12 protein-coding genes are annotated in these 12,457 nt (G+C 64.3%); 8 read left to right on the top strand and 4 right to left on the bottom strand.

Features of this window, described 5'->3' with window-relative positions; all coding sequences use genetic code 11:
* Nucleotides 1-532 precede the first annotated feature (532 nt).
* On the top strand, nucleotides 533-2,785 hold the full coding sequence (locus tag AAG092_RS01425) for a heavy metal translocating P-type ATPase (RefSeq protein WP_373388213.1): 2,253 nt from the start codon (nucleotides 533-535) through the stop codon (nucleotides 2,783-2,785).
* Between the two features lie 25 nt (nucleotides 2,786-2,810).
* Here AAG092_RS01425 and AAG092_RS01420 read toward each other — a convergent pair whose 3' ends face one another.
* Complete coding sequence (locus AAG092_RS01420) at nucleotides 2,811-4,013, bottom strand: PilT/PilU family type 4a pilus ATPase (RefSeq protein ID WP_373388212.1); 1,203 nt, start codon at nucleotides 4,011-4,013, stop codon at nucleotides 2,811-2,813.
* Nucleotides 4,014-4,158: 145 nt separating this feature from the next.
* Between AAG092_RS01420 and AAG092_RS01415 the strand changes: the two genes are divergently transcribed.
* Both AAG092_RS01415 and AAG092_RS01410 read left to right on the top strand, forming a co-directional pair.
* A complete protein-coding gene (locus AAG092_RS01415) occupies nucleotides 4,159-4,437 on the top strand; it encodes a peptidylprolyl isomerase (protein ID WP_373388211.1) in 279 nt (92 codons plus the stop codon).
* A gap of 103 nt (nucleotides 4,438-4,540) precedes the next feature.
* On the top strand, nucleotides 4,541-6,127 hold the full coding sequence (locus tag AAG092_RS01410; protein ID WP_110683098.1) for an ABC-F family ATPase: 1,587 nt from the start codon (nucleotides 4,541-4,543) through the stop codon (nucleotides 6,125-6,127).
* A 54-nt stretch (nucleotides 6,128-6,181) separates the two neighbouring features.
* On the opposite strand, the gene AAG092_RS01405 is transcribed toward AAG092_RS01410, so the two are convergent.
* Entirely contained in the window at nucleotides 6,182-6,688 is a 507-nt protein-coding gene (locus tag AAG092_RS01405) for a DUF1993 family protein (RefSeq protein WP_110683097.1), read from the bottom strand.
* Between the two features lie 76 nt (nucleotides 6,689-6,764).
* Here AAG092_RS01405 and AAG092_RS01400 point away from each other — a divergent pair, with 76 nt between their 5' ends.
* Nucleotides 6,765-7,103 carry an MmcQ/YjbR family DNA-binding protein gene (locus tag AAG092_RS01400; protein ID WP_373388210.1) on the top strand — a complete coding sequence of 113 codons (339 nt, stop codon included), beginning with the start codon at nucleotides 6,765-6,767 and terminating at the stop codon, nucleotides 7,101-7,103.
* Here AAG092_RS01400 and AAG092_RS01395 read toward each other — a convergent pair.
* The gene (locus AAG092_RS01395) at nucleotides 7,100-7,780 is read right to left on the bottom strand and encodes a DUF1294 domain-containing protein (RefSeq protein ID WP_373388209.1); all 681 of its coding nucleotides are present in this window, start codon (nucleotides 7,778-7,780) and stop codon (nucleotides 7,100-7,102) included. The two genes, AAG092_RS01400 and AAG092_RS01395, sit on opposite strands and share 4 nt — an antisense overlap.
* The gene (locus AAG092_RS01390; protein WP_110683094.1) at nucleotides 7,780-8,613 is read right to left on the bottom strand and encodes an undecaprenyl-diphosphate phosphatase; all 834 of its coding nucleotides are present in this window, start codon (nucleotides 8,611-8,613) and stop codon (nucleotides 7,780-7,782) included. Before AAG092_RS01390 ends, AAG092_RS01395 begins: the two co-directional genes overlap by 1 nt.
* A 198-nt stretch (nucleotides 8,614-8,811) precedes the next feature.
* Between AAG092_RS01390 and AAG092_RS01385 the strand changes: the two genes are divergently transcribed.
* The 4 genes from AAG092_RS01385 (at nucleotide 8,812) to AAG092_RS01370 (ending at nucleotide 12,429) form a co-directional block, all read left to right on the top strand.
* On the top strand, nucleotides 8,812-10,443 hold the full coding sequence (locus tag AAG092_RS01385) for a methyl-accepting chemotaxis protein (protein ID WP_373388208.1): 1,632 nt from the start codon (nucleotides 8,812-8,814) through the stop codon (nucleotides 10,441-10,443).
* Nucleotides 10,444-10,453: 10 nt separating this feature from the next.
* Nucleotides 10,454-11,068 (top strand): hypothetical protein, encoded by a 615-nt coding sequence (locus AAG092_RS01380; RefSeq protein ID WP_373388206.1) that lies wholly within the window; start codon nucleotides 10,454-10,456, stop codon nucleotides 11,066-11,068.
* Between the two features lie 336 nt (nucleotides 11,069-11,404).
* Nucleotides 11,405-11,854, top strand: coding sequence for a hypothetical protein (locus AAG092_RS01375; protein WP_373388205.1), 450 nt, complete (start codon nucleotides 11,405-11,407; stop codon nucleotides 11,852-11,854).
* Nucleotides 11,854-12,429, top strand: a complete 576-nt coding sequence (locus AAG092_RS01370; protein WP_373388203.1) for an adhesin — start codon at nucleotides 11,854-11,856, stop codon at nucleotides 12,427-12,429. The genes AAG092_RS01375 and AAG092_RS01370 overlap by 1 nt, the downstream gene beginning before the upstream one ends.
* Nucleotides 12,430-12,457 lie beyond the last annotated feature (28 nt).

Genomic DNA, 12,457 nt, shown 5'->3' with positions numbered 1-12,457 from the left:
CGGCACTGGCTGACAGCAGAACGGCAGACAGCAGATACAAGATTGAGGAAGACCGCACTGATATACCTTTGCCCACATGTTGCATGTTGCGCGCTGCAAGATGCCAGAGTGTTCAGTACTGCTGAACTGATCTGATGAAGTCCCGGCGTTAGCGCGTCAGTCTACTGCCAGTAGAAGTTCACTGGCATCCAGAGTCTGCCCGAGCAAGTCATATGTTCGCATAATGTATATTATGTTAAATAATATAATTGGATGAATACCTGCAATGCCCTCAGGTCCATCCCTGCCACTCCTGACTCGCACTACCGTAATCAATACCCGCCTGCACACAACGAAGAAATCTCCAGGTCACGATCCGATCCGTCGCGCTGTTGGAAAACCTCTGCCGCACGTCGATGCTCTGCCAGCTAAAGTTCTCCCAGGACGCTTGAGAGAAGCCTTCCGTTGCCTGCGCTGGCAGCAAGGTGCAGGCGAAACACCTCAGCACTTTTAAGCAGGAGCCATCCTGAATATCTCGCGTAGCTGGAATGACATGCTGTTACCCGGAGCCGCGCTGCTGGTGTTGGCTGTTGGTCTGGTCTTGAGCGCTTTCGGGCATGGCCAGCTCGCCGCCACCCTCTGGAATGGTAGCGCCCTGCTGGCTGCTGTTCTGCTGCTGGTGGAGATCCTGGCCCGCTTGCGCCGCAGAGAAATCGGTGTCGATCTCATCGCCTTGCTGGCCATCGTAACCGCCGTACTATTCGGCCAGGCCCTCGTTGCAGCTCTGGTTGCCTTGATGCTGGCCAGCGGCCGCGCCCTGGAAAGCTACAGCGGGCGCCGCGCCGAGCACGAGTTACGCCGCCTGATCGACCGCGCCCCGCGCATGGCCTGGCGCTATCGCGACAGCGAACTGGAACAGGTGCCTGTTGAGCACATCCGGGCCGGTGATCGCTTGCTGGTACGTCTGGGGGAAATGGTGCCAGTGGACGGCGTGGTGCTCGATAAATCGGCCACTCTGGATGAATCAGCACTGACCGGCGAGCCGCTGCCGGTTCGTCGTGAGCCCGGCGACACCCTGCGCAGTGGCGCGCTGAATGCCGGTACGCCGTTCGAGATGCGGGCCAGCCACCCGGCCACCCAGAGCACCTATGCCGCCATAGTGCGGATGGTAGAGGCCGCACGCCTGTCGCGCGCACCTTTCGTGCGCCTGGCAGATCGCTATGCCCTGCTGCTGATCCCCGTCACGCTGGCCCTGGCCGGCATAGCCTGGCTGATCAGTGGCGACCCGCTGCGCGTGCTGGCGGTACTGGTGGTGGCCACCCCCTGCCCGCTTATTCTGGCCGTACCTATCGCAATCATGTCCGGCATTTCGCGCTGCGCGCACCGCGGTATCCTCATCAAGGATGGCGCCACGCTGGAAGCACTGGCTCGTGCCAGGCGGCTGTTCCTCGATAAGACCGGCACCCTGACGATGGGGCACGTCAGTGTACTTGCCGTAGAGAGTGCAGGTAGCCACTCGCGGGAACAGCTGCTGCGCCTCGCCGCCTCACTGGCCCAGTCTTCGCCGCACCTGGTAGCCCAGGCCATAGTCGAGACTGCCCAGGCCCACGGGCTGAGCCTGGAGCGCGCCCAGGAGGTGCGCGAGCAACCCGGAGCCGGCCTGTGCGGGGTGGTCGCCGGGCATGCGGTGATGCTCGGCGGTCATGACTATGTCGCCGCTGCCACCACTGCTCTGCCTTGGAGCGAAGGTATGTTGCGCCGCATGGCGTACGAGGTGGCTGGCGGTAGTTTCATCGCCATCGATGGCGTGATGGCCGGTGCCGTGCTGTTCTCCGACCGCCTGCGCCTGGAGTCCCCGCGGGCCCTGCGTTTGTTGCGCCAGGCAGGTATACGGCACATCGTCATGCTCACCGGCGATCGCGCGGATGCAGCCCAGGCGATTGGCATGGCAGTGGGTGTCGATGAGATTCATGCCGGCCTCTCCCCCGCCGGCAAGGTCGCAGCCATTGGCCAGGGGCGCGGCGAGGGCACCAGTCTGATGGTCGGCGACGGCATCAATGACGCCCCTGCCCTTGCCGCGGCCGATGTCGGGATTGCCCTGGGCGCCGGCGGTACCAGTGCCTCCTCCGAAGCGGCCGGCGTAGTGCTGTTGGTCGACCGCCTGGACCGGGTCGCCGAAGCCCTGCGAATCGCCCGACGCTCCCGAGCCATCGCGGTGCAGGGCGTGCTGGTGGGGATGGGATTGTCGCTGCTGGCCATGCTGCTGGCCGTGGCGGGATACCTGCCGGCGCTGGCCGGGGCGGTCGTCCAGGAAGCCATCGACCTGGCAGTCATCGGCAATGCGCTGCGTGCGCTTGGTGCGGGATGGCGGGAGCGAGCAACCCCCAGGCTCGCGGGCGATTGGATAGACAGCCTGCGTAAGGAGCATGCCGCCCTCCTACCCTTGCTCGAACGGCTGCGCACGGCCGCCGAGGGGCTTGATGACGCTCCACCGGCGCAGGCCCGGGAGGAGTTGGCCGGCCTTATTGAAGCGCTAAAGAGCCAGCTGGTTCCCCATGAACAAGCCGACGAGGACAGCCTCTACCCGCAATTGACTCGGCGTTTGCCAGGCGAAGATCCGCTCGCAGCCCTGAGCCATACCCATCGGGAAATATTCCGCCTGGTACACCTGCTGGAGCAAATGAACGCGGCCCCTGCCGGGAGCTCGCTGGAGGAAATCCAGCGCCTGCTGCTGCGCCTGGACACCCTGCTGAGCCTGCATTTCGCCCAGGAGGACGAGCTCTACCACAGTCTCGACAGTCGCTGAGGTGCCCTGGGCGCACCTCGCCCGATCAGATGCCGGGTCGACCGGGATCTTCCGGCGGGTTTTCCTCTTCGATCTCCTCGAGCTTGAGCTCCATCGCCCAGTTGGCTGCGGCGGCAGGCTTGGTCTCGGGAGCCGCCGCGGGCGCCGGAGCCGACTGGCTGGCCGGGTTGTCCTTGTAGAGTTTCAGCTTGAGGCGGACGTTGTTCGCCGAGTCGGCATTCTTCACCGCCTCCTCCTCGTCGATGGCACCCTCGTGGACCAGGTCGATCAGCGCCATGTCGAAGGTCTGCATGCCGAGGTTCTTCGACTTCTCCATGATCTCCTTGATCTCGGAAAATTCGTTGCGCTTGATCAGGTCGCGGATCGTCGGCGTGCCCAGCAGGACTTCCACCGCCGCACGGCGTTTGCCGTCCAGGGTCTTGACCAGGCGCTGCGAGACGAAGGCGCGCAGGTTGTTGCCCAGGTCATTGAGCAGCTGTGGGCGACGCTCCTCGGGGAAGAAGTTGATGATGCGGTCCAGCGCCTGGTTGGCGTTGTTGGCGTGCAGGGTCGAAATGGCCAGGTGGCCGGTGTCCGCGAAGGCCAGGGCGTGCTCCATGGTCTCGCGGTCGCGGATCTCGCCGATCAGGATCACGTCCGGCGCCTGGCGCAGGGTGTTCTTCAGCGCGGCATGGAAGCTGCGGGTGTCGACCCCGACTTCGCGCTGGTTGATGATCGATTTCTTGTGCCGGTGCACATACTCCACCGGGTCCTCGATGGTGATGATGTGGCCGCCGCTGTTGCGGTTGCGGTAGTCGATCAGCGCCGCCAGCGAGGTCGACTTGCCGGAGCCGGTGCCGCCGACGAACAGCACCAGACCGCGCTTCTCCATCACCGTCTTGAGCAGTACCTCGGGCAGCTTGAGGTCCTCGAACTTGGGAATCTCCATCTTGATGTTGCGCGCGACGATGGACACCTCGTTGCGCTGCTTGAAGATGTTGATGCGGAAGCGACCGACGTTGGGCACCGAGATGGCCAGGTTCATCTCCAGCTCCTTGTCGAACTCGGCGCGCTGCTCGGCATCCATCACGCCATTGGCGATAGCGGCCACATCCCCCGGCTTGAGCGGCTCCTGGCTGAGGGGCTTGAGCACCCCGTTGAACTTGGCGCAGGGCGGCGCCCCGGTGGACAGGTAGAGGTCGGACCCGTCCTGGCTGGACAGGATTTTCAGCATTGCGGTGAGGTCCATGGGGCGCGGTTCCATCTAGGTGGAATAGACAAGTTAGGCCAAGTCGGCCCGGGTTTCCGGTCGAGCGAGGCCTGAAAAATGACGCCATTCTGATGGCGCGAGGAATGCTGGCACAATAGTCGCTCCGCAAAATGAGGAACCCGTCATGCCCAAGGCGATGGCCCGCCATATTCTGGTGAAGACCGAGGCCGAAGCGGCCACCCTGAAGAAACGCATCGCCGCCGGCGAGGCCTTCGACGTGCTGGCCAAGAAGTACTCGACCTGCCCCTCCGGCAAGCGCGGCGGCGACCTCGGCGAGGTCCGCCCGGGGCAGATGGTGCGGGCGGTGGATCAGGTGATCTTCAAGAAGGCGCTGCGCGAAGTGCACGGGCCGGTGAAGACCCAGTTCGGCTTCCATCTGATCCAGGTGTTCTACCGCGAGTGACGGCTGCAGCACCGCCCGACCGATCACGGCTGCCGAGCCGACGGGAAACCGCTACAATCGCGCCCTTTTGCGCGCAAGCGCCCGCCTCTTCAGGAATACCGCCGTGATCTCCACCGCCAACATCACCATGCAGTTCGGCGCCAAGCCGCTGTTCGAGAACGTTTCCGTCAAGTTCGGCAACGGCAACCGCTACGGCCTGATCGGCGCCAACGGTTGCGGCAAGTCGACCTTCATGAAGATCCTCGGCGGCGACCTGGAGCCCTCCGCCGGCCAGGTGATGCTCGAACCCAACGTGCGCCTGGGCAAGCTGCGCCAGGATCAGTTCGCCTACGAGCAGTTCAGCGTGATCGACACCGTGATCATGGGCCACGCGGAGCTGTACAAGGTCAAGGCCGAGCGCGACCGCATCTATTCGCTGCCGGAGATGAGCGAAGAAGACGGCATGAAGGTGGGCGAGCTGGAAGGCGAGTTCGCCGAGATGGACGGCTACACCGCCGAATCCCGCGCAGGCGAGCTGCTGCTGGGGCTCGGCATTCCGCTGGAGCAGCACTTCGGCCCGATGAGCGAAGTGGCGCCGGGCTGGAAACTGCGCGTGCTGCTGGCCCAGGCGCTGTTCGCCGATCCGGACGTGCTGCTGCTCGACGAGCCGACCAACCACCTGGACATCAACACCATCCGCTGGCTGGAAAACATCCTCACGGCGCGTAACAGCACCATGATCATCATTTCCCACGACCGCCACTTCCTGAACAGCGTGTGCACCCACATGGCGGACCTGGACTACGGCGAGCTGCGCCTGTTCCCCGGCAACTACGACGAGTACATGACCGCCGCGACCCAGGCCCGCGAGCGCCTGCTGTCCGACAACGCCAAGAAGAAGGCGCAGATCGCCGAGCTGCAGACCTTCGTCAGCCGCTTCTCGGCCAACGCCTCCAAGGCCAAGCAGGCCACCAGCCGCGCCAAGCAGATCGACAAGATCCAGCTGGAGGAAGTCAAGCCGTCCAGCCGCGTCAGCCCCTTCATCCGCTTCGACCAGAACAAGAAGCTGCACCGCCAGGCCGTGACCATCGAGAAGCTGTCCAAGGCCTTCGACGACAAGGTGCTGTTCAAGAACTTCAGTTTCCAGGTCGAGGCCGGCGAGCGCGTGGCCATCATCGGCCCCAACGGTATCGGCAAGACCACCCTGCTGCGCACCCTGGTCGGTGAGCTGCAACCGGATGCCGGTGAGGTGAAATGGACCGACAGCGCCGAGGTGGGCTACTACGCCCAGGACCATGCCCACGACTTCGAGGCCGACGACAGCCTGTTCGAATGGATGGGCCAGTGGACCACCGGCGAGCAGAACATCCGCGCGGCCCTGGGCCGCATGCTGTTCTCCTCCGACGAGATCCAGAAGTCGGTCAAGGTGCTCTCCGGGGGCGAGCAGGGGCGCATGCTGTTCGGCAAGCTGGCCTGCCAGAAGCCCAACGTCCTGGTGATGGACGAACCGACCAACCACCTGGACATGGAATCCATCGAGGCGCTCAACCTGGCGCTGGAGAACTACCCGGGCACGCTGATCTTCGTCAGCCACGACCGCGAGTTCGTCAGCTCCCTGGCCACCCGCATCATCGAGCTGTCGGATAACGGCGTGACTGACTTCAGCGGCAGTTACGACGACTATCTGCGCAGCCAGGGCGTGATCGTCTGACGCCGGCGCCGCCACGAAAAAGCCCCGCCAGTGCGGGGCTTTTCATATCCGGGCTCAGACGCGGCCCAGGAAGTCCATCTTACCGATGTCCAGGCCGTTGTGGCGCAGGATAGCGTAGGCGGTAGTGATATGGAAATAGAAGTTGGGCAGGACGAAGTGCAGCAGGTAGTCCTCGCCCTGGAACTTCATTTCGGCGCCGGGGAACTTGAGCACCACCTCGCGCCCTTCCCCGCTGTCGATCTGCGCCGGCGTCAGGCCCTTGATGAACTCCAGGGTCTTGGCGATACGCGCCTGCAGCTCGGCGAAGCTGCTTTCGGTGTCCGGGAAGCTGGGAATGTCCACCCCGGCCAGGCGCGCCGCACAGCCCTTGGCCGCGTCGCTGGCGATCTGCACCTGGCGGGTCAGCGGGTGCATGTCCGGCGCCAGACGGGCATTCAGCAGTACCGCCGGGTCGATCTTCTTCGCCGCGGCGTAGGCTTCGGCCTTGTCGAGAATGGCCGACAGGTTGCCGAACATGCGCACGAAGACGGGAACGGAGGCCTGGTAGAGGGACAGCGACATGACAAACTCCTTGGCAGTGAAAGAATCGGGACTCTGCTAGGTTAGCCGCATCAACCCACAGGGAGGTGAACTAAAGATGACTCCGCAACAGGTCGCCGACTTCTGCCTGCAACTGCCGGGCGCCCGCGAGGACTACAAGTGGGGCGGCGTGCGGGTGTTCTCGGTGGCCGGCAACAAGATGTTCGCCCTGCTCAGCGAAGGCCTGGCGTTCAAGGTGGCGCCGGAGCTGTTCCTCGGCATGGTCGACCGCCCGGGCATTCGCCCAGCCCCCTACCTGGCCCGCGCCCACTGGGTGAGCATGGCCGAACCCTTCCCGCTGGGCGACGCCGAACTGCGCGAACTGCTGGTCCGCTCGCACCAGCTGGTGGTGCGCAAGCTGCCGAAGATTCGCCAGGCGGGGTTGCTGCTCGACTAGAACGGCAGCAGGTGGCCCAGGTAGCGGCCGCCCAGGGCCAGGCGGTCGAGCCAGAAGGCCTGGTGCAGCGCGACGATGGCCCAGAACACCAGCTGGAAGGAGACCTTGCGCGTCTTGTGGCGAAACACCTGTTGCGCCACCAGCGCGCCGGGCCAGCCGCCAGCCAGCTCGGCGATGTGCAGGCTGTTCTCCGGGGTGCGCCAGCGGCCCTTCTGCGCCGACTGCTTGTCCAACCAGTACTGGCAGAAGCTGAACAGGCTGAGCAGCGCATAGGCCAGCGCTACCCAGAATATGCCCTGGCCGAGCAGCGCCAGGCTGCCCCAGGCCGGCAGAACAGCCAGCGCTGCCAGTATCAGTAGCTTTGCGGGCAGATTGTGGATGCCTGCCCCCTCGCTCCGGCGCCTGCCGGGTGCGTCTGCGGCCGGCACAGGCTTGCGCCGGATCGCCGGGCGGTCGAGGCTGAGCCCGACATGGCGCATGTGCTGCGCACGCAGGCGTCCCTGGCTGTCCGGCGCGGCAACATAGAGCACCGCATCGCCTACCCTGGGGCGGCTATCCCCGCGCATGGCGGAGATGTGCACGAACACCTGCGCGCCATCAACCTCGGCCTGGATGAAACCGAAGCCCTTGGCATCGTTCCAGCTCCTGAGTGTGCCGCGTCGCTCCATGCCTTCCATCAGTGCGCCTGGGCGCTACTCCAATCGATCAGGCCGAACTGCCAGGTGGCCAGGATCAGCAGGCCGAAGCCGATGCGATACCAGGCGAAAACGGCGTAACTGTGATTGGCGATGAACTTGAGCAGTGCGCGCACGGCGATCATGGCGAAGATGAAGGACACCACGAAGCCCAGGGCGAACACCGGCAGGTCGCCGGGCTGGAACAGCTCGCGGTACTTGTAGCCGGAGTAGACGGCGGCACCGACCATGGTCGGCATGGCCAGGAAGAAGGAGAACTCGGTGGCGGCACGGCGCGACAGGCCGAACAGCAAGCCGCCGATGATGGTCGAGGCCGAACGCGAGGTGCCGGGAATCATCGCCAGGCACTGGGCGAGGCCGATTTTCAGCGCCTCCTTCCAGGTCATGTCGTCGACTTCCTCGACCGTGATCTCGTGCTTGCGCCGCTCGGCCCAGAGCATCACCAGTCCGCCGACCACCAGGGCCGTGGCCACGGTGACGGCGTTGAACAGGAAGTCATGGATGAGGTCGGCGAAGGCCACGCCGATCACCACAGCCGGCAGGAAGGCAATCAGCAGGTTGGCGGTGAAGCGCTGTGCCTGGCGCTGGCGCGGCACATTGAATACCACCTCGAGCACCTTGCGCCGGTACTCCCAGACCACCGCCAGGATGGCGCCGAGCTGGATGATGATGTTGAAGGCCTTGGCCCGGTCGCCGCCGAAGCCGATCAGGTCGGCGACTATGATCTGGTGTCCGGTACTGGAGATCGGCAGGAACTCGGTGAGCCCCTCGACTACGCCGAGAATCAGTGCCTGCAGGGCGGTCCACAAATCCATGAATACCTCTGGGCTAAGCCTTTGCCTGGGCTTGCCGATATCAAAGCAAGGGCCCGAGCGGGCCGACAAAATAGCCGCGCATGCTAGCAGAAGACAAACGTCACCGCTGCCGGGCCTACGCCTAATTGCACAACTTCTAAACTGCCTGTTAGCTCAGCGCGAACCATCCGCATAACAAGAACCTGGAGTTGCCCTTCGATGAACAGTCTGCGCAACCTGCCCATCAGCCGCCGCCTGTGGCTGATCCTGTTGTCCTCCGTGGTCATGCTGCTGGCCCTGGCCGGCCTGATGCTGCAGCAGATCCATGGCGACCTATACCAGGCCAAGGCCCTGAAGACGCGCCATGTGGTGGAAAGCACCCTGGGCATCCTCAAGCATTTCCATGGACTGGAAAGCGCCGGCATGGCCCGCGACGAGGCGCAGAAGCAGGCGATGGAGCTGATTCGCGGGCTGCGCTATGACCAGGACGACTATTTCTGGATCAACGACCTCACGCCGGTGATGGTCATGCACCCGACCAACCCCAAGCTCGAAGGGCAGAATCTCTCGGGCAACAAGGACCCCGACGGCAAGTTTTTGTTCAACGAGATGGTCGCACTGGCGAAGAAAGATGGATCGGGCCAGGTCGACTACCGCTGGCCCAAGCCGGGCTCGGACGAGCCAGTGCCGAAGATTTCCTACGTCGAGCTGTTCCAGCCCTGGGGCTGGATCCTCGGTTCCGGCATCTATGTCGATGACGTGCAGGGCGAGTTCCGCGCCCAGGCCATGCGTGCGCTGGGCATCCTGCTGGTGGTCACCCTGCTGCTGGCCGGCCTGGTGATCCTGATCACCCGCAGCATCGCCCGCCCGCTGGACGAGGCGGTCGGCGCCATGGCCAATATCGCGAGTGGCGAAGCCGACCTGACCCGCAGCCTAGACCACAGCGGGCGCGATGAACTGGCCTCGCTCGGCGAGCACTTCAACGCCTTCACCGGCAAGCTGCGCGGGGTCATCGGCCAGTCGCTGCAGGCCGCCGGCGCACTGGATCAGGCGTCGCAGTCGCTCGGCCAGATCGCCGGCAGCGCGCAGCAGCACAGCCAGCAGCAGTCGCAGCAGATGGAATTGGTAGCGACCGCCATCAACGAGGTGTCCTATGCCGTGCAGGACGTGGCGAAGAACGCCGAGCATGCCGCCAGCGAGGTGCGCCAGGCCGAGCAGCAGGCGCTGCAGGGCCAGCAGAACATCGACAGCAGCCTGCGCCAGATCGACCAGTTGTCGGAAACCATCAACCAGGCCGTCGAGGTAATCCAGAGCCTGGCCCAGGAAAGCACCCAGATCGGCAGCGTGCTGGAAGTGATCCGCTCGATCGCCGAGCAGACCAACCTGCTGGCGCTGAACGCCGCCATCGAGGCCGCTCGGGCCGGCGAGCAGGGCCGCGGCTTCGCCGTGGTGGCCGACGAGGTGCGCATGCTGGCGCAGCGGACCCAGCAGTCCACGTCGGAGATTCAGGGCATGATCGAACGCCTGCAGGGCAATTCGGAGGCCGCGGTCAAGGTGATCAACGCCAGCAGCCACGCTTCCCAGCTGACCGTGGAGCAGGCGCGCAAGGCTGGCGAGAGCCTCAGTCAGATCGCCGCCTCCCTGCGCAACCTGACCAGCTTGAATGCCTCCATCGCCAGTGCCACGCTGCAACAGTCGCATGTCGTGGACGATATCAATCAGAATGTCACCCAGGCGGCCACGCTGGCGCACGAGAACGCGCTGGCAGCCGACCAGTCCAGCGAGGCCAGCCGTCATCTGGGGCAACTGGCCGGGCAACTGAACCGCCTGTTGGGGCAATTCCGCGTGTAAAGAGGTGTCGATGAGCAGCATGGAGCATCAGGAAGTCAGTTTCGGCCAGCAGCAGAACCAGGACCTGATCTGGGACCTGGACAGCATTGCTCGCCGCGAACTGGCCGAACGCTTCATCAAGCTGTTCGAGAACCGCCTGTGCGTTTACTCGGAGTCCACCCGCCAGCTGTATACCAACTACGACCTGCACTTCCCCGCCGACTACGGGCGCAAGATGGTGGTGCTGCCGAACCCGTACGCCTTCCACGACACCCTGCATGGCATCGACCCGGTGGCAGTGCGCAAGACTGGCCTGTGCGTGCTGCCCGGCGTCGTTCTGGGCAAGCCAGGGCTGCTGCTGACTACGCAGATGAAGGACGGCGGCCCGGCGCCCAAGACCATGCCGTTCAAGCCGGCACTGGCGCAGATCATCAGCAACCAGAAGAAGATCGGCGACGTGTTCCTGCCGATCCTGATGAAGGGCGACCTGCGCGAGTTCGACCAGAGCATGCCCTACATCCACCTGCACCGCCTGCAGGTGCAGCGCCTGACCCGGTTGTCGTCGTTCGAACGGGACGACATCCAGCACACCATCACCCGCAAGCTGCTGATGCTCTATCGCCAGGCCGACAGCCTGGGTTGCTGATCCTCCCGGCCTCGCCGGGAGGCCTCCTGTCTCAATACCGATACGGTTTGCTCCTGTCCGCCACGTGGACAGGCGGGATTGCGCTTCCTGTATCAGAGCCGAAACAGGCTCCCGGCAAAGCGTCATGAAGCCTTGTTTCAGCACGCCCGGGCAGTGATTGCGGCACCGGCTCCAGGGTACCCGAGTGTTTCATCGCTGAAGCAGCGACAAGTTGCCCGCCATCCCCAATAACCAATAAGAGCATGATTTAAAAAGATTTTCTCGAACAGGCACGACTTCTGCCAGATCTGCGCCGTTGCTGGATGCACGATGCAAATATCGAGAAGGCTATCGATCATGAGACTCAAGCTGGACGAATTACCCAGGCTGACGTTCGTCACCTGTGTACTGGCTGCAACCTCCCTCCCCCTCATCCCCCAGGCGGGCGCCGGCGAAATACTGATCCTTCGCGATGTACCTTCCCGCGTGGCCACCCGTGAGGGGCCGGGACAGGTAGCCCCGGTCACCGTCGACATCTCACCCGATCAACACGTGCAGCGCACCATAGGCCCCATCGAGCCACTGGGCGATGCCGATTTCGCCCGGGTATCAGGCGGCGTTGGCAATGCCCTGCGCATGGACACCAGCCTGCGCGGCCTGCATGGCGGGGGCGAGCTGCGCGGCTTCGGCGGCCTGCACACCAGCCAGCCCAGGCACGGTGGCGGCGCCGTGCAGAATGTCGGTGGGCAGATCAACCGCAGCATCCAGCAGGGCCTCAAGCCGCTGCACAACATTGGAGGCCGCTGATGATTCGCCTAGCCATTGCCGGCGCCCTGCTGGCCAGCGCTTGCGGCCTCCAGGCCGCCGAACAACAAGCCCGTATCGAGGCCAGCGGCCAGGAATACAGCGGCAGTCTGAGCGTCAATCAGGCAGCCGGCGACTTCAATCAGCAGGTCAACGGCCGCACCCTGGCCATCGGCGGCAATGCCCAGGCTCTCCACCGGCAGGTTCTGCAACAGGCAACGAGCGACCCGCAGAGAGCCAACGCCCGCATCGATGGTGCAGCGTTCTCTGGCGGCAACGGCGTGCTGGGTGTCAACCAGGCCGCCGGCAGCGGCAACCAGAACATCAACAGCCTGAGCATACAGATGGGTGCCGGCTTAGCGCCGCAGGCACTCGACGATTTCGCCTTGGCGCAGTCCGCCGCCCAGGCGCAAGTGCACTCGGGGGCAGTGGCAGCCACTCCCAATGCCAGTCGCAGCGTTCATCTGGACGATGGCGCCTTCGCCGGCAGCAAGGGTGTGGTGCAGCTGAACCAGAGTGCCGGCGTTGGCAACCAAGCGATAAACAACGTCGGCATCCGGGTCATGTCGGTTCCCTGAACCCGGTACTTTGGCTTCAAACCAATCT

This window comes from Pseudomonas alcaligenes, assembly GCF_041729615.1.
GTDB lineage: Bacteria > Pseudomonadota > Gammaproteobacteria > Pseudomonadales > Pseudomonadaceae > Aquipseudomonas > Aquipseudomonas alcaligenes_B.
Note: the sequence above shows the minus strand (reverse complement) of the source record. Positions and strands in the feature narration are given on the sequence as shown.

Coding starts and splice junctions, on each gene's coding strand:
- AAG092_RS01425 (WP_373388213.1), top strand. CDS start 533: ATGCTGTTACCCGGAGCCGCGCTGCTGGTGTTGGCTGTTGGTCTGGTC.
- AAG092_RS01420 (WP_373388212.1), bottom strand. CDS start 4,013: ATGGACCTCACCGCAATGCTGAAAATCCTGTCCAGCCAGGACGGGTCC.
- AAG092_RS01415 (WP_373388211.1), top strand. CDS start 4,159: ATGCCCAAGGCGATGGCCCGCCATATTCTGGTGAAGACCGAGGCCGAA.
- AAG092_RS01405 (WP_110683097.1), bottom strand. CDS start 6,688: ATGTCGCTGTCCCTCTACCAGGCCTCCGTTCCCGTCTTCGTGCGCATG.
- AAG092_RS01400 (WP_373388210.1), top strand. CDS start 6,765: ATGACTCCGCAACAGGTCGCCGACTTCTGCCTGCAACTGCCGGGCGCC.
- AAG092_RS01395 (WP_373388209.1), bottom strand. CDS start 7,780: ATGGAAGGCATGGAGCGACGCGGCACACTCAGGAGCTGGAACGATGCC.
- AAG092_RS01390 (WP_110683094.1), bottom strand. CDS start 8,613: ATGGATTTGTGGACCGCCCTGCAGGCACTGATTCTCGGCGTAGTCGAG.
- AAG092_RS01385 (WP_373388208.1), top strand. CDS start 8,812: ATGAACAGTCTGCGCAACCTGCCCATCAGCCGCCGCCTGTGGCTGATC.
- AAG092_RS01380 (WP_373388206.1), top strand. CDS start 10,454: ATGAGCAGCATGGAGCATCAGGAAGTCAGTTTCGGCCAGCAGCAGAAC.
- AAG092_RS01375 (WP_373388205.1), top strand. CDS start 11,405: ATGAGACTCAAGCTGGACGAATTACCCAGGCTGACGTTCGTCACCTGT.
- AAG092_RS01370 (WP_373388203.1), top strand. CDS start 11,854: ATGATTCGCCTAGCCATTGCCGGCGCCCTGCTGGCCAGCGCTTGCGGC.